At 62.5% G+C, this 15991-nt stretch carries 13 protein-coding genes; 7 read left to right on the top strand and 6 right to left on the bottom strand.

Annotated features, from left to right (window positions below; translation table 11 throughout):
- The first annotated feature begins 185 nt into the window (after positions 1-185).
- Positions 186-2441, top strand: a complete 2256-nt coding sequence (gene katG, locus H162_RS0102295) for a catalase/peroxidase HPI (RefSeq protein ID WP_026354125.1) — start codon at positions 186-188, stop codon at positions 2439-2441.
- 90 nt (positions 2442-2531) lie between these two features.
- On the opposite strand, the gene H162_RS0102300 is transcribed toward katG, so the two are convergent.
- From H162_RS0102300 to H162_RS0102320, 5 genes are all read right to left on the bottom strand, one after another.
- A complete protein-coding gene (locus H162_RS0102300; protein WP_020651827.1) occupies positions 2532-2933 on the bottom strand; it encodes a heme-binding protein in 402 nt (133 codons plus the stop codon).
- Positions 2934-2973: 40 nt separating this feature from the next.
- Positions 2974-4515 carry a tripartite tricarboxylate transporter permease gene (locus H162_RS0102305; protein ID WP_020651828.1) on the bottom strand — a complete coding sequence of 514 codons (1542 nt, stop codon included), beginning with the start codon at positions 4513-4515 and terminating at the stop codon, positions 2974-2976.
- Positions 4516-4527: 12 nt separating this feature from the next.
- Complete coding sequence (locus H162_RS0102310) at positions 4528-5046, bottom strand: tripartite tricarboxylate transporter TctB family protein (protein ID WP_020651829.1); 519 nt, start codon at positions 5044-5046, stop codon at positions 4528-4530.
- A 10-nt stretch (positions 5047-5056) separates the two neighbouring features.
- Positions 5057-6070 carry a Bug family tripartite tricarboxylate transporter substrate binding protein gene (locus H162_RS0102315; RefSeq protein ID WP_020651830.1) on the bottom strand — a complete coding sequence of 338 codons (1014 nt, stop codon included), beginning with the start codon at positions 6068-6070 and terminating at the stop codon, positions 5057-5059.
- Positions 6071-6147: 77 nt separating this feature from the next.
- Positions 6148-7371 carry a pyridoxal-phosphate-dependent aminotransferase family protein gene (locus H162_RS0102320; RefSeq protein WP_020651831.1) on the bottom strand — a complete coding sequence of 408 codons (1224 nt, stop codon included), beginning with the start codon at positions 7369-7371 and terminating at the stop codon, positions 6148-6150.
- A gap of 237 nt (positions 7372-7608) precedes the next feature.
- Between H162_RS0102320 and H162_RS0102325 the strand changes: the two genes are divergently transcribed.
- From H162_RS0102325 to H162_RS0102340, 4 genes are read left to right on the top strand one after another with little or no spacing between them, the layout of a single operon-like run.
- On the top strand, positions 7609-8316 hold the full coding sequence (locus tag H162_RS0102325; protein ID WP_020651832.1) for a GntR family transcriptional regulator: 708 nt from the start codon (positions 7609-7611) through the stop codon (positions 8314-8316).
- A 59-nt stretch (positions 8317-8375) separates the two neighbouring features.
- Positions 8376-11360 carry an FAD-binding and (Fe-S)-binding domain-containing protein gene (locus H162_RS0102330; RefSeq protein ID WP_020651833.1) on the top strand — a complete coding sequence of 995 codons (2985 nt, stop codon included), beginning with the start codon at positions 8376-8378 and terminating at the stop codon, positions 11358-11360.
- A 9-nt stretch (positions 11361-11369) separates the two neighbouring features.
- Positions 11370-12152 (top strand): enoyl-CoA hydratase/isomerase family protein, encoded by a 783-nt coding sequence (locus H162_RS0102335; protein WP_020651834.1) that lies wholly within the window; start codon positions 11370-11372, stop codon positions 12150-12152.
- Complete coding sequence (locus H162_RS0102340) at positions 12152-13369, top strand: CaiB/BaiF CoA transferase family protein (protein ID WP_040786219.1); 1218 nt, start codon at positions 12152-12154, stop codon at positions 13367-13369. Before H162_RS0102335 ends, H162_RS0102340 begins: the two co-directional genes overlap by 1 nt.
- A 706-nt stretch (positions 13370-14075) precedes the next feature.
- On the opposite strand, the gene H162_RS33830 is transcribed toward H162_RS0102340, so the two are convergent.
- On the bottom strand, positions 14076-15107 hold the full coding sequence (locus H162_RS33830) for a hypothetical protein (RefSeq protein WP_156885437.1): 1032 nt from the start codon (positions 15105-15107) through the stop codon (positions 14076-14078).
- 392 nt (positions 15108-15499) lie between these two features.
- Between H162_RS33830 and H162_RS35895 the strand changes: the two genes are divergently transcribed.
- Together H162_RS35895 and H162_RS33035 are read left to right on the top strand one after the other, a co-directional pair.
- The gene (locus H162_RS35895) at positions 15500-15760 is read left to right on the top strand and encodes a DUF8370 family protein (RefSeq protein ID WP_503826189.1); all 261 of its coding nucleotides are present in this window, start codon (positions 15500-15502) and stop codon (positions 15758-15760) included.
- A 39-nt stretch (positions 15761-15799) separates the two neighbouring features.
- Positions 15800-15991, top strand: a 192-nt coding sequence (locus H162_RS33035) for a transposase (RefSeq protein ID WP_156885438.1), incomplete at its 3' end; no start/stop codon positions are given.

Genomic DNA, 15991 nt, shown 5'->3' on the forward strand with positions numbered 1-15991 from the left:
GCAGCCGTGATGCTTTCTGACCAGTCCTTGTCGCACGAGTTCTCTCGCCCGACGAAGGCTGCGATAGCGCTTCCTATCGCCTCCATTAAAAGAATTGTATTGTGCCGATGACCACAGCGGCTTAGGCTTGTCATGCTTGTGGAAACAGCTACTCCAACGAAGTGACCTAGCCGATGGAGATCGACATGTCCGATAAGGAAAACACCCAAAGCGTCAGCGAAAGCGAGAACCCTGCAATACCAGCACCAACCCCGAAGGTCGGCGGCCGTCCACGAAGAAACAAGGACTGGTGGCCGAACCAGCTGGACCTTTCAGTACTGCACACCCATTCCCACCTGTCCTGCCCGCTGGAAGAGGACTTCGACTATGCCGAGCAGTTCAAGAACCTCGACGTCGACGCGCTGAAGCGGGACCTCATCGCCGTCATGACCACCTCCCAGGACTGGTGGCCGGCCGACTACGGCCACTACGGCCCCCTGTTCATCCGCATGAGCTGGCATGCCGCCGGCACCTACCGCATCGCCGACGGCCGCGGCGGCGGCGGCGAGGGCCAGCAGCGCTTCGCTCCGCTGAACAGCTGGCCCGATAATGCGAATCTCGACAAGGCGCGCCGGCTGCTCTGGCCCATCAAGCAGAAATACGGCCAGAAGGTGTCGTGGGCCGACCTGGTGGTGCTGGCGGGCAACGTGGCGATGGAATCGATGGGCTTCAAGACCTTCGGCTTCGGTTTCGGCCGGCCCGACGTCTGGGAACCCGAAGACATCTTCTGGGGACCGGAAGACACCTGGCTGGGAGACGAGCGCTACAGCGGTGAAAGGGAGCTTTCCAGGCCACTGGCCAACGTGCAGATGGGCCTGATCTACGTGAATCCCGAGGGGCCGGGCGGCAAGCCCGATCCCCTGGCTGCCGCCCGCGACATCCGCGAGACCTTCGCCCGCATGGCGATGAACGACGAGGAGACGGTGGCGCTCATCGTCGGCGGCCATACCTTCGGCAAGACCCATGGCGCCGGACCGGCGGTCGGGAATGTCGGTCCGGAACCCGAGGGCGCGCCCCTCGAGGAGCAGGGCCTCGGCTGGAAGAACAAGTACGGCAGCGGCAAGGGCGCCCATGCGATCACCAGCGGCCTCGAAGGCGCCTGGACCGACAATCCTGTCAAGTGGGACAACGGCTTCCTGGAAAACCTGTACAAGTACGAGTGGGAACTGACGACCAGCCCCGCAGGCGCGAAGCAGTGGAAGCCCAGGAATCCCGAGGCGAAGGACACCGTGCCGGACGCCCACGATCCAGGCAAGCGCCAGTCGCCGATGATGCTGACGACCGACCTGTCGCTGCGCGACGATCCGATCTACGGGCCGATTGCACGGCGCTTCTTCGAGAATCCGGACCAGCTTGCGGACGCGTTCGCCAAGGCCTGGTTCAAGCTGCTGCACCGCGACATGGGGCCGCTCTCGCGCTACCTGGGGCCCTGGGTGCCGGGGCCGCAGCTGTGGCAAGACCCGGTGCCGCCCGTCGATCACGAGCTGGTCAACGAGCAGGATGTCGCCGGCCTCAAGCGCACGATCCTCGGCACCGGCCTGTCCATCCCCGAACTGGTGTCCACGGCCTGGGGCGCGGCGGCCAGCTTCCGCGGCACCGACAAGCGTGGCGGCGCCAATGGCGCGCGGATCCGCCTGGCTCCGCAGAAGGATTGGGAATCCAACGAGCCGCCGCGGCTGCAAAAGGTGCTGGCTGCCCTGGAGCAGGTACAGAAGGACTTCAATGCTGCGCAAGCCGGCGGCAAGAAGGTGTCGCTGGCCGACCTGATCGTCCTGGGCGGGTGCGCAGCCGTCGAGGAAGCGGCCAGGAAGGCCGGCATCGAGGTGACCGTTCCGTTCTCGCCGGGGCGTACCGATGCCTCGCAGGAGCAGACGGATGTGAACATCTTCGATGTGCTCGAACCGGAGGGCGATGGGTTCCGTAACTTCTTCCGGGACAACGATCCACTGTCGCCCGAGACCCGCCTGCTGGACCGGGCCAACCTGCTGAAGCTGACCGCGCCGCAGATGACGGTGCTGGTGGGCGGGATGCGCGTGCTCGGGGCGAATCACGGGGAGTCGAAGCACGGCGTGTTCACCGACCGGCCGGGCGCCTTGACCAATGACTTCTTCGTGAACCTGCTGGGCATGGGCACGGCGTGGCGGCCTTCCGCTTCGGCGAAGAGCATCTACGAGGGAACCGATCGGGCGACGGGGCAGCAGAAGTGGACGGCGACCGCGGCCGATCTGGTGTTCGGGGCGCATTCGCAACTGCGGGCGATCGCGGAGGTGTATGCGTGCGACGATGGGAAGGAGAAGTTCGTGCGCGACTTCGTCTCGGCCTGGGGCAAGGTCATGAATCTTGATCGCTTCGACCTGCTGGCCCGGCGTAACCCGCAGCGCGCGGGTGCAGCCACGGCCTAGCAAGGGCACTGCAGCAGGACTGGAATGGAACAAAGGCTTACGCGGAACGCGCGCAAGCCTTTGTTTTTTGTTGGCAAGCGTACGAACTGGTCAGACAACGGCCTGCACGCCCGCGCGGGCGACCTGCGCGTCCTCGCCAGGCTTTACTCCCGACACACCCACCGCCCCCACGACCTGCTCACCCACAATGACAGGAATGCCGCCTTCCAGGGTCGCGACGAGGGGAGCACTCAGGAACGCAGTGCGGCCGTTGTTGATCATTTCCTCGTAAAGCCGTGATTCGCGGCGCCCCACAGCCGACGTGCGGGCCTTTGCGGTGGCCGTCTCGGAGCTGATCGGTGCGCTGCCATCCAGGCGCAGCAGCCCAAGGAGGTGACCGCCATCATCGACAACGGCGATGGCCACCGGCCATTTGTTCCTTTCAGCCTCGGCGCGCGCTGCTTCAAGAATGCGCGTGGTTTCCTCAACGGTCAGGACAGGTTTCGTGTGCATGCTTTCTCCTCATGATGATTGATGCGACAGGTTCGATCTCTTAACCTTGTGGCTGTGCCGTACCGCCCCCAGCCGCTGCGGCTGCCCCGGCCCGCGGGAAGAAGCGCTCGCGCAGCGAACCCAGCAGCGACCAGCCGAGCCCGGCCACGGCCAGCGTCATGATGGTGCCGACCAGCCCGTTGCTCCAGAAAATCCCCAGCCCGCCGCGCGAGGCCAGCATGCTCTGGCGGAACGCGTCCTCGGCCCGGTCCCCCAGTACCAGCGCCAGCACCAGCGGCGCCAGCGGGTAGTCCAGTTTCTTGAACACGTAGCCGACGATGCCGAAGGCCAGCATCAGCCAGATGTCGAACTGCGCGTTATGCACCGTGAAGGCGCCGATCGCGCACACCACCAGGATCGCCGGGGCGATGATCGAGAACGGAATCCGCAGGATCGCGGCAAACAGCGGCACCGTCGCCAGCACGATGATCAGGCCCGAGATATTGCCGAGATACATGCTGGCAATCAGTCCCCACACGAAATCCTTCTGCTCCACGAACAGCAGCGGACCCGGCTGCAGACCCCAGATCATCAGGCCGCCCAGCAACACTGCGGCGGTGGCCGAGCCCGGGATGCCCAGCGCCAGCATCGGCAGCAAGGCGCTGGTGCCGGCCGCGTGCGCCGCCGCTTCCGGCGCCAGCACGCCGGCGACGTTGCCCTTGCCGAAGCTGTCCTGGTCGCGGGCGAACTTCTTGGCCACGCCATAGCCCATGAACGAGGCCGCCGTGGCGCCGCCCGGCGTGATCCCCATCCAGCAGCCGATCGCCGACGAACGCACCAGGGTGGCGAAGTGGCGCGGCATCGCGGCCCAGGTCTTGAACACCACCTTGAGGTCGATCTTGCCGTTCTTGCCGCGGAACGCCAGGCCTTCCTCGATCGTGACCAGGATTTCGCTGATGCCGAACAGGCCGATCACCGCGACCAGGAAGTCGAAGCCACGCAGCAGCACCGGGGCGCCAAAGGTCATGCGCAACTGGCCGGAAATGGTATCGAGGCCCACGGCCGCCAGCACGAAGCCGACACACATGGCGATGACGATCTTCGCCTTCGCTTCCTTGCCCATGCCAATGAAGCTGGCAAACGTGAGGAAGTAGACCGCAAAGAATTCGGGCGGCCCGAAGCGTAGCGCGAATTTGGCCACCAGCGGCGCCAGGAAAGTGATCATCAGCACGCCGACGAGCGCCCCGATGAACGAGCCGGTAAAGGCGCTGGTCAGCGCTTCGCCCGCCCTGCCCTGCTGCGCCATCGGGTAGCCGTCAAAGGTGGTGGCCACCGACCAGGCCTCGCCCGGAATATTGAACAGGATCGACGTGATGGCGCCGCCGAACAGCGCGCCCCAGTAGATGCACGACAGCAGGATGATCGCCGAGGTCGGGTTCATCGTAAACGTCAGCGGCAGCAGGATCGCCACGCCATTCGGGCCACCCAGCCCGGGCAGCACCCCGACCACGATACCGAGCAGGATGCCCACGACCATCAGCCCGCCGTTGTGCCATGACAGGACGGTCGAGAAACCCTGGAGCAACGCATTGAAGTCATCCATGTGAGTATCCGATCAGTAGCCGAACAATTGTTCGAGCGGGCCCTTGGGCAGCGGCACCGTAAACATGATTTCAAAAATCCAGAACAGGACAAGGCTGACGCTCACCCCCGTGATGGCCGACCTGTACCAGCTGAACTTGCCGACCAGCCACATGAAGATGCCGATGAACAGCGCCGAGGCCACGTAGATGCCGATGAACTGGACCGCCGAGATGTACACGACCAGCGGCAGCAGCACGGTTGCCACCAGCTTGAGCTGGGCATGCTCGAGGAACGCCGAGCGGTCGTTCTTGCGCAGTGCCTGGACCACCACCACGATACTGGCGAGCAGGATGGCGACGCCCATGCGCAGCGGGAAATACCCGGCCTGCGGGCCATCCTCGGCCCAGCCGGCGCCGAGCTGGTAGTTGCTGACAATGGCCAGCAGCGCGAACGCGGCGACCACGATGCCGACCGCGAGCTCCGCAGTCCGTTTGGTGATGACAGTCGCCGATGGCGCCACGCTGCCGTGGATTTCTTCCTGGGTGCTCATGTCGCGCGCCTTACGGTGCCATGAAACCGGCAGCCTTCATGATCTGGCGGTGGTTCTGTTCGTCCTTGCCCATATAGGCGCGCAGCTCTTCGCCCACCATCACGGTCGACTTCAACGCGTTCTTTGCCACGTACTCTTTCCACTCGGGCGTCGCCACCACCTTCTGCAGCAAGGCGGTATAGTACTTGGTCACCTCCGGGGCGACCTTGGCCGGCAGCATGAAGACACGCAGCATCTGGTACTGCACATCGAGGCCTTTTTCCTTGCAGGTCGGCACGTCGGCCCAGCTCTGGGTATCGGTCACCTTCTCGGTGTAGGCGCTGCGCTGGTCCGCAAACAGGCATAGCGCGCGATGCTGGCCGGCGCGCCATTGCGCTATCGATTCGGAGGGATTGTTCGGGTTCGAATCGATATGCTTGCCCGATAGCTGGGTGGCCGCCTCGCCGCCGCCCTTGTACGGGATATAGACGAACTTGACACCCGCCGCTTTTTCCACGAGCGCGGTGATGATGTGGTCTTCGCGCCTGGAGCTGGTGCCGCCCATCTTGAACTTCGATGGATTCTTTTTCACCTCGGCCAGATAGTCGAGCGGCGCCTTGTAGGGCGTTTCGCTATTCACCCACAGGACGAATTCGTCCTGCGCCACCATCGCCACCGGCGTCAGGTCGCGCCAGTTGAACGGCAGCCCGGTTGCCAGCGGCACCGTGTACAGGCCGGATGAGGACACGACGATCCGGTGGGCGTCGCCTGGCGTACTCTTGATGTCGAGCAGGCCTTCCGCGCCGCCGGCGCCGGCCTTGTTCTGCACCACGATCGGCTGGTTGAGCAGCTTGTGCTTGGCGATGATGCCCTGGATCGCGCGCGCCATATTGTCGGTGGCGCCGCCGGCGCTGAACGGCACGATGAACTCGACCGATTTGGTGGGTTCCCATTCCTTGGCCACGGCGGCGTGCGCCATGCCGACGGTCAGACCTGCGAGCGCGAACGCATGCTTGAGCTTGAAGTTGAGGGTAAGGCTGTTCATGGACTGTCTCCTGTCCGGCCGTGGCCGATATTGTGAGTGTTCTACTAAGGTCGAGTCGTCGGGGTGCGGGCGTCGCCTTATGCCGCCTGTTGCAGGGCGGCCGCGGGCAAGGATTCCTGCAGCGAGCGCATCGCCGCAGCCACCCCGCCGGCCTGGTGCGGAACCCCGGCCAGCGCCAGGCCCATCTCCACCCCGGCCAGCGTTCCCATCAGCGTCAGGTCGTTGAAATCACCCAGGTGCCCGATGCGGAATACCCAACCGCTCAGTTTGCTCAAGCCCTGGCCGAGCGACATATTGAAATTCGTCAGAATCAGCTTGCGCAGCGCATCGGCGTTGTGGCGTTCGCCATTGGCGCCGTAGGGCATGACCACCGCCGTCAGTACGCCGCTGTACTCGGCCGGGTTCTGGCAAAGGATCTCCAGGCCCCAGGCGCGCACGCACTGGCGGGTGGCCTCGGCATGGCGCTGGTGGCGCGCGAACACGTTCTGCATGCCTTCCTCGAGCAGCATGTCGCAGGCTTCCGACAAGCCGTACAACAGGTTGGTCGCCGGGGTGTAGGGCCAGAAGCCGTTCTTGTTGCTCTCGATGATCTCGTCCCAGGCCCAGAACGCGCGCGGCAGCCTTGCCTGGCGCGAGGCGGCCAGCGCCTTCTGCGACACCGCGTTGAAGGACAGGCCGGGCGGCAGCATCAGGCCCTTCTGCGAGCCGGCCACGGTGACGTCCACGCCCCAATCGTCGTGGCGGTAATCGAGCGAGCCGAGCGAGGAAATCGTGTCGACCAGCAGCAGCGCCGGATGGCCGGCCTTGTCGATGGCGCGGCGCACCGCGGCGATATCCGAGGTGACACCGGTCGAGGTCTCGTTGTGCACCACGCACACGGCCTTGATCTGGTGCGCCTTGTCTTCCAGCAGGCGCGCTTCGATGCGGGCCGGATCGGCGCCGCTGCGCCAGTCGTCGCCGATGAATTCGGGCTTGAGCGCGAGCCGCTCGGCCAGCTTCTTCCACAGGGTGGCGAAGTGGCCGGTCTCGTACATCAGCACCGTGTCCCCGGGGGACAGCGTATTGACCAGCGCCGCCTCCCATGCTCCGGTGCCGGAAGCCGGATAGATCACCACCGGCTGCGTGGTCTGGAAGACCTGGCCGATCTGGCCCAGGATTTTCTTGCCCAGCTGCTGGAACTCCGGGCCGCGGTGATCGATGGTGGGATAGTCCATGGCCCGCAGGATGCGGTCGGGAACGTTGGACGGTCCGGGGATCTGCAGGAAATGCCGACCGGACGGGTGAGAATTGAGCTTCAACATTGCAACTCCTTAGTGGGGGCCAACATAGTCAGAGTAATTCAAGCGACGCGCAACTTTGCATACAATATACGTAAACGCGGTAGTGTCAAGAAAAACATCTATTGCGCTGCAACGAGGAAAGACTGCGTTTTTAGGCCAATTCAAGGGCCTTACAAGAGGTAAATCAGGCCTTCTGGGTAACTCGGCAGCGTCAAAAGAATAATTTGACGCTCCAATAAATCGTATACAATATATTTTATGATCCACGAACCAACACACCCCTCCCCAGCCCGTCCGGTCGCCATCGACCGCCAGGGCCTGGCTTCCGCCGTCACGGTGCGCCTGCGCGACATGATCATCGAGGGCATCCTGGCTCCCGGCACCCGGCTCAACGAACGGGTGCTGTGCGAACAGCTGGCGGTCTCGCGCACGCCGTTGCGCGAAGCATTCAAGGTATTGGCCGGCGAAGGCCTGATCGAACTGCTGCCCAATCGCGGCGCCCAGGTGGCCGACATGTCGGTGGCCGACATCGAGCAGACCTTCGAAGTGCTGGGCGCGCTCGAGGCGCTGTCCGGCCAGCTGGCGTGCGAACGCATCCTCGATGCCGAAGTCACCGAGATCCGCGCGCTGCATTACGAAATGCAGGCGGCGCATGCGCGGCGCGACCTGGCGACCTACTACAAGATCAACCACGAAATCCATGACCGCATCAACGCCAGTGCCCGCAACGCGGTGCTGACGACCACTTACCTGCACCTGAACGCACGCATCCAGAACCTGCGCTTCCGTTCCAACTTCAACCAGGACAAGTGGGATGCGGCGATGAAGGAGCACGGCATCATGCTCGACGCGCTCGAACGGCGCGACGGCCCCGCCCTGCGCGCAGTGCTGGAACGCCATCTTCTCTCCAAGCGCGATACGGTCGTGGCCGACCTGCGCGCATCGAAAGCCACCCAGGAGCCCTAGACCCCATGAATGCACCCGCCGCGGCACCGATCAAGTTGAGCGTACAACTCGCTTCCCGAATGAATGGGCAAGGACTGGCAAAGCGGCTGGCTGCCGAAACGGGGGGCGAAGTCCTGTTCGACGCCGCCTCGCGCGGTCGCTACGCGACCGACGCCTCGATTTACCAGGTGGACCCGATCGGGGTGTTCATACCGCGCACCGAGCGCGATGTGGAGCTGGCCATCGCCATCGCGCGCGAAATGGGCGTGCCGATCCTCGCGCGCGGCGGCGGCACCAGCCAGTGCGGCCAGACCGTGGGCGAAGCGCTGGTGATCGACAACAGCAAATACCTGAACCGGGTGCTCGATTTCGACCCGGCCGCCATGACGGTGACGGTGCAGCCGGGGATCGTGCTCGACCACCTCAACGCCTGGCTCAAGCCGCACGGCGTCTGGTTCCCGGTCGACGTCAGCACGGCGGCGCAGTGCACGATCGGCGGCATGGCCGGCAACAACTCCTGCGGCTCGCGCTCCATCGCCTACGGGAACATGGTGCACAACGTCGTGGCGATCGATGCGATCCTGTCGGACGGCACCGAGGCCCGCTTCCAGGACGAGCGGGCCATGCAGGATGCGCCGCCGCGCGTGCGCGAGCTGATGGCGGGCCTGCGCGCCATCGCCGCGCGCGAGCACGACGAGATCGCGCGCATGGTGCCCAAGGTGATGCGGCGGGTCGGCGGCTACAACATCGACATCTATCATCCCCAGAGCGAACGGCCCTACACCCAGGATGGCAGCGTCAACCTGGCCCACCTGCTGGTGGGCAGCGAAGGCACGCTGGCGACCACCCGGCGCATCACGCTCAAGGTGCTGCCGCTGCCCAGGCATAAAACGCTCGGCGTCATCAACTTCCCGACCTTCCACCAGGCGATGGACATGACGCGCCACATCGTCAAGCTCGAGCCGGTGGCGGTGGAGCTGGTGGACCGCACCATGATCGAGCTGGCGCGCGACAACCCGGCCTTCCGCCCGGTGATCGAGAAAGCCCTGATCGGCGCACCCGATGCGATCCTGCTGGTGGAATTCGCCGGCGAATCGCTCGATGAGCAACGCGCCGGCCTGGCCAGGCTGGTCGCGTTGATGGCCGAGCTGGGACTGCCCGGCAGCGTGGTCGAGATGACCGACGCCGGCGCGCAGAAGGCGCTGTGGGAAGTGCGCAAGGCCGGCCTCAACATCATGATGAGCATGCGCGGCGACGGCAAGCCGGTCTCCTTCATCGAAGACTGCGCCGTGCCGCTCGAGCACCTGGCCGAATACACCAGCAGCCTGACCGAAGTGTTCGCACGCTACGGCACGCGCGGCACCTGGTACGCCCACGCCTCGGTCGGCACCCTGCATGTGCGGCCGATCCTGGACCTGCGCCGCGGCGGCGCCGAAAAGATGCGCGCCATCGCCGAAGAAGCGGGCGCACTGGTGCGCAAGTACAAGGGCGCCTTCTCGGGCGAGCACGGCGACGGCCTGGTGCGCAGCGAATGGGTGGCGTGGCAGTTCGGCCCGCGCCTGCTGCGCGCGTTCGAGGAAATCAAGCACCTGTTCGACCCGGCCGGGCTGATGAACCCCGGGAAAATCGTGCGCGCCACGCGGATGGACGACAAGTCCCTGTTCCGCTACAAGCCGGGCTACCAGCCGGCGGCGCTGACGACGGTGCTGGACTGGTCGGCCTGGAATGTGCAGGTCGATCCGGTGACGGAGCAAAGCACGGCGCCCGGCGCCGGCGGCGACCCGGCGGGCGGATTCGCCAAGGCCGTCGACATGTGCAACAACAACGGCCATTGCCGCAAGTTCGACGCCGGCACGATGTGCCCGAGCTACCGCGTCACCAGGGACGAGCAGCACCTGACGCGCGGCCGCGCCAACACCCTGCGCCTGGCCTTGTCCGGCCAGCTGGGCGAAGACGGCTTGACGTCGGAAGCAATGCGCGAGACGCTCGACCTGTGCGTCAGCTGCAAGGGCTGCAAGCGCGACTGCCCCACGGGTGTCGACATGGCGCGCATGAAGACCGAATTCATGTACCACTGGCAGAAAAAGCATGGCCTGTCGCGCAAGGACAAACTGATCGCCAACCTGCCGCGCTGGGCCCCGTGGGCAGCGCGCCTGCCATGGCTTGCCAACCTGCGCAATTCGGTGCCGGGGGCGGCCCGCCTGTCCGAGAAGCTGTTCGGCCTGTCGGCAAGGCGCACGCTGCCGACCTGGCGCAGCGACACCTTCATGGCCGGCACGGCCGCTCCCGCTCTCGCCCCGGAGCAGGCCGACGTCGTGCTGTTCGCCGATACCTTCAATAATTACTTCGAGAGCGAAAACGCCGCAGCCGCGCTGAAGGTACTGCAGGCGGCCGGCTACAAGGTGCACGTGGCGCGGCCGGCGGCGGCCGATGCGCAGCCCGAGCGTCCCCTTTGTTGCGGGCGCACCTACCTGGCCAGCGGGCTGGTCGACCAGGCCAGGGCGGAGGCGCGGCGCGTGGTGGAAGCGATGCGCCCGTACGTGGCGCGCGGCGTGCCGGTGGTCGGACTGGAGCCGTCCTGCCTGCTGACGCTGCGCGACGAATTCCTGGTCATGGGCCTGGGCCAGGACGCCGAGGCCCTGGGAGCGCAGGCCTTGCTGTTCGAGGAATTCCTGGCGCGCGAGCACGCCGCCGGAAAGCTGAAGCTGGCCTTGACGGCGCTGCCGGAATCGCGCGCGCTGCTGCACGGCCACTGCCACCAGAAGGCTTTTGATGCGGTGCGGCCGGTGCAGACCGTGCTTGGCCTGATCCCCGGCCTCAAGGTGGAGCTGATCGAATCGAGCTGCTGCGGCATGGCGGGCAGCTTCGGCTACGAAGCGAAGCACTACGACGTGTCGATGCAGATGGCCGAGCTGTCCTTGCTGCCGGCGGTGCGCGCCGCCGGCGCCGACACCGTGCTGGTTGCGGACGGCACCAGTTGCCGCCACCAGATCGCCGACGGCGCGCAGCGCGAAGCCGTGCACGTGGCGCGCGTGCTGGCGCGCTCGCTGTCGGCGCAAGCCTGAGAGGACATCATGACCGATCAACACGGCAAGGTACACCTGGCTATCGAGGATGGCGTGGCAGCCATCCTGATCGACCGGCCGCAGGCGCGCAATGCGATGACCTGGGCGATGTATGAAGAACTGGGGGCGATCTGCACCCGGATTGCGGCCGACCCATCGATCCGGGTGGCCACCATTCGCGGCGCCGGCGGCGAAGCCTTCGTGGCCGGCACCGACATCGAACAGTTCGGCGCCTTCGACGGCGGGGACGACGGCGTGGCCTACGAAAAAGCCATCGACGAGCGCGTGGGCCAGATCGAGAGCCTGCCGATGCCGACCATCGCGATCGTGGAAGGCTGGGCGATCGGCGGCGGCCTGGCGATCAGCGCCGCCTGCGACTTCAGGATCGCCACGCCTGGCGCGGCTTTCGGAGTGCCGATCGCCCGCACGCTTGGCAACTGCCTGTCGATGAAGAACACGGCGCGGGTCGTCGCCGCAGTGGGCGTGCCGACCTCGAAGCGCCTGCTGCTGCTGGCCGAGACCATCAGCGCGGCCGAGGCGCAGGCCTGCGGTTTCGTGACGGCGGTGGCGGAGCCCGAGGTACTGGAGGCGGAAGTCGCCAGGATGTGCAAACGGCTCGCCAGCCATGCGCCGGTGACGATGCGGGTGTCGAAGGAAGCGATCCGGCGCCTCGTCAATGCAGGCCTGCCGGACGGAGAAGACCTGATCCGCGCCGCCTACGGCAGCGCCGACTTCAAGATCGGCGTCAACGCTTTCCTCGACAAACAACGCCCTCAATGGACCGGAACCTGATGACCAAACCAAAACACACCGGCCCCCTGGCCGGCATGCGCGTCCTCGAACTGGCGCAGATCATGGCTGGACCGACTTGCGGCATGATGCTGGCCGATATGGGCGCCGACGTCATCAAGGTCGAGAAGCTGCCGGGTGGCGACGATGCGCGCGCCTACCGCGAGCCGCGCGTCAATGGCGTCTCGGCGCCCTTCATGATCCTGAACCGGAACAAGCGCGGCATCGCCCTCAACCTGAAGCACGCACAGGGCCGCGACATCCTGCTGCGCATGGTGAAGGACGCCGACGTCCTGACCGAAAACTACCGCCGCGGCACCCTCGAAAAACTGGGGCTCGGCTACGATGTACTAAGCCAGGTGAACCCGGGCCTGATCTACTGCGCCGTGTCGGGGTACGGACGCGATGGTCCCGACGGCGACAAGCCGGGCTTCGACCTGATCGCACAGGGATTTTCGGGACTGATGTCGATCACCGGCGAGCCGGGGGGACCTCCGGTCAAGACCGGCAACTCGATTGCCGACACCAACGCCGGCATCCTCGCGATGGCCGGCATCGCTGCCGCGTATGTCCACAAGCTCAAGACCGGCGAAGGCCAGGTGGTCGATACGTCCCTGATCGAGGCGGCCCTGCAGCAGACCTACTGGCAGGCGGCCATCTATTTTGCGACGGGAGAATCGTCGGGTCCGACCGGCTCCGCCCATTTGCTGACTGCGCCCTACCAGGCCTTCAAGGCCAGTGACGGCTGGATCAACATCGGCGGCGCCAACCAGGGCAACTGGGAGCGCATCGCGGTGGCGCTGGGGCAGCCGGGGTGGTGCGAGGATCGACGCTTCAAGACCAATTCGGACCGCATGGAAAACCGCGAGGTGCTGGTATCGATGATGAGCGAGATCGTGGCGACCCGCACCAAGGCGGAATGGATCGCCATCCTCGACGAAGCGGGCGTACCGGTGGGACCGGTGCACACGATCGGCGAGGCGCTCACGCATCCGCAAACGCTGGCGCGCGGGATGGTGGTGGACCTGGTGCATCCGCAGGCCGGCGCTACCCGCGCGCTCGGCTGCCCTATCCATTTTTCGAAGAGTGCGACGCGCATCGACCGGCCCGCACCGATGCTGGGCGAGCATTCGCGCGAGCTGCTGCGCGAGTATGGCTACAGCGACGCCGAGATCGATGGGTTTGTGGATGCGGGGGTGATCGAGGAAGCGGAAGGCTGAGGCACGAAGTAGTTCAGGCAATAAGAAAGGGTTAGCTTCTTAGCTAACCCTTTGATTTATTGGTAGGCCTCCCCGGAGTCGAACCGGGCACCAACGGATTATGAGTGCGTCGTTAGCGCTTTGCGCTACCTTGCTCCCGCTGCTCTTTCCCTTTCAGATCAACAGTTTACGCTGTTAGGCCTATCTGAGGCAACCAAGTTTGCAGGTGTTTGCTTGAGCAACGATTGAGCAGCCGTTAAGCATGGATCAGAGCCCCCACCCCGGGGATGTACCCCACCCACTCCTTTGGTGCATTGCCCCTTCAAAATATCTCAGCAAAATTACGGCATCTGAGACCTGTATTGACCTTGTCAATATGTGGCGAAGGAAAGCTAGAGTACTGCTTACAAGTCCTCTAAAGGTATACATTCATCTTAACACTCGGATGCCGAGACCGTATGCCACTGCAAGAGCAGTGCAACAGGTGCATGATCGCAAGTTCGCGCACGTGTTGCTGAAAAGCAATGTGTCCGTATACTGAAGCAGGGTTTGCACTCGTTTGACGATCTGTTTCTTCCCTAAACAAGAAACGGCACATTTGAAGAGTACTATCATCAAGCAATTCGTGCACTGCAAGCTCAACATTCCCTGTTCCAAAGCTCGATTTCGAACAAGACTAGGTCCAATTGGTTTTACACAAGTTAACTGTATCTCGTCTTTCAAATATCTAGGTTGGGACCTGTACGTCTGACCCTATACCCAATTGGCTTACAAAACTGGTTACATTTCGCCGCCAAACAATAGGATCATCTCCTTCTTTTATAACGTTTCCTTCAATTTGTTCAAACTCTTCGTCTGTAATTTGATTAGACGATATTGAGTTGATTGCATAACGAATAGATTTTCTAGAATTGGTTGACGTTGGCGCAAAGTGCAACAGTGCACGGAGTGCGGCTTCGTATCTGATACGCAATGTAGCATCCGCTTGTAGCGCTTTCTGCATTATAAAATCAGATGTTCCTCTGTAAGACACTTCCGAACCTCCAAAACGTAGTTGATTTGCTTCTTCGTGCAGTCCGCATGCAGCACACAAATACGCTGTTATCTCGGATTGATCTAGCGATGGATTGGGACTGCGCCCCTCAACGATTCGCCTAATGCGACCAACACGAGCAGAAACCAAGTACGAAGCAAGTGCTGCAGCTATAGGCAGAATAAAAGCCATGATCTTATTTGGATTTGCAAGAATCGACTTTTCATCTAACTTGGAATTCTCTGCAGTCGCCTTCACTCCTGGAGAACGAACTGCTACGGTAGGCTCGATGCCGGTTGTAACAAGTGAAGCTAGAAATGAGACCTTAACCGAATCGCCAGGATTCAATAAATCTGCTTTGATGTTTATCAAATTTGGGGTTTTCTCCTCTAATACTTTCACCCCAGGACTTGCTTCAGATGCTGCCTCACTAAGTTCTCCACCCTTCAGTGCAACATGGATCAAGGTTTGGCTTACTTCTTTTTTCCCTTCGTTTCGAACCTCGACAACAAAGATGCGTTTTGCTCCTAAGGCATTAGAAAGGGCAGGACCTCCAACTACTGAGTAAACAAGTTCAGGTTCTTTGGTAGTGAAAAAATACACTGCGACGCCTGCTAAAACAGTAAAGATGCCGGTGAGCACCGCGCTAATTAATGCTGACTTTGTTGATTCACTCACGACTATATCCAATTTATATGAGAAGAACTGCAATCCTGGAAAAGCCATGAACACTCTTCCAAATTTTTCAACAGTGTACGTTGACCTCTTCAGTTAGTCTACATCAGTTGATCTTAGTCCTCACTCGTCCGTAAATCTCATCTAACCGACTAAATTCTCAGTGCATCGCCCTTGACAGAGATGGAAATGATCAATCGCTACCCGAACACCGCCAAAGGCCTACGTGAGAATGTCTACGGAAAGCTAAGACTACTCAACCGACCATCAAGAGCACAGATCGTGAGCATGCGGAAGCAGGAGCACTGCTGGTCGTCCGGCAGTACGTTGACGAAGGAAGAGCAGGTTATACATCGAGCGCCGTGCAGATCTGCGTGCATTCTTCTCTGTCGTTTAGGAAACTTTTCATGTGATAATGGCGCACCTTTCTTACTGGGACAATGATGAGTCGTCCACACCCGTCTACCAAGGTTTCGCGCTTTTTTCAACTAGAGCAGACTCAAGCCACACTAGATTTTGTAGATATCCCTATTGGAAACGATGTCGCTGTATTCGCTGACCCAAGTAGGCTACGCGCGCTAGGGTCCCCATGGGCTAGCGAATGTAACTCCTTACTCCAACATTTTTTTGAAGTTCTGCTTGAGCATGTTGTTAAAGGTAGGGAGCAAGCCCCCCGGTGTCAGAATAGTTGTCGCGTCACCTGATGAAGTAAAACGATATCGGGGACGGGCAAGAGAGATCGTGTGAAGCAGTATTCAGCAGAACGGAAAGAAGCGCTGTTGCGGCAGATGATGCCGCCGCAGAACAGGCCGGTGTCGGAGCTGGCCCGCGAGAGCGGGATCACGGAGCAGACCCTTTATACTTGGCGCCGTCAACTTCGTAATCAAGGAACAGCGGTGCCAGGTAGTGGGAAAAATGCCGAGGAATGGACCTCG

Origin of the sequence: Massilia niastensis DSM 21313, assembly GCF_000382345.1 — a bacterium.
Taxonomy (GTDB): domain Bacteria; phylum Pseudomonadota; class Gammaproteobacteria; order Burkholderiales; family Burkholderiaceae_D; genus Telluria; species Telluria niastensis.

Bases quoted from the DNA above. Each gene is read 5' to 3' on its own strand.
- H162_RS0102305 (WP_020651828.1), bottom strand. From the start codon at position 4,515: ATGGATGACTTCAATGCGTTGCTCCAGGGTTTCTCGACCGTCCTGTCA.
- H162_RS0102315 (WP_020651830.1), bottom strand. From the start codon at position 6,070: ATGAACAGCCTTACCCTCAACTTCAAGCTCAAGCATGCGTTCGCGCTC.
- H162_RS0102300 (WP_020651827.1), bottom strand. From the start codon at position 2,933: ATGCACACGAAACCTGTCCTGACCGTTGAGGAAACCACGCGCATTCTT.
- H162_RS35895 (WP_503826189.1), top strand. From the start codon at position 15,500: ATGAGTCGTCCACACCCGTCTACCAAGGTTTCGCGCTTTTTTCAACTA.
- H162_RS0102340 (WP_040786219.1), top strand. From the start codon at position 12,152: ATGACCAAACCAAAACACACCGGCCCCCTGGCCGGCATGCGCGTCCTC.
- H162_RS33830 (WP_156885437.1), bottom strand. From the start codon at position 15,107: ATGGCTTTTCCAGGATTGCAGTTCTTCTCATATAAATTGGATATAGTC.
- H162_RS0102325 (WP_020651832.1), top strand. From the start codon at position 7,609: ATGATCCACGAACCAACACACCCCTCCCCAGCCCGTCCGGTCGCCATC.
- katG (WP_026354125.1), top strand. From the start codon at position 186: ATGTCCGATAAGGAAAACACCCAAAGCGTCAGCGAAAGCGAGAACCCT.
- H162_RS0102335 (WP_020651834.1), top strand. From the start codon at position 11,370: ATGACCGATCAACACGGCAAGGTACACCTGGCTATCGAGGATGGCGTG.
- H162_RS0102320 (WP_020651831.1), bottom strand. From the start codon at position 7,371: ATGTTGAAGCTCAATTCTCACCCGTCCGGTCGGCATTTCCTGCAGATC.
- H162_RS0102310 (WP_020651829.1), bottom strand. From the start codon at position 5,046: ATGAGCACCCAGGAAGAAATCCACGGCAGCGTGGCGCCATCGGCGACT.
- H162_RS0102330 (WP_020651833.1), top strand. From the start codon at position 8,376: ATGAATGGGCAAGGACTGGCAAAGCGGCTGGCTGCCGAAACGGGGGGC.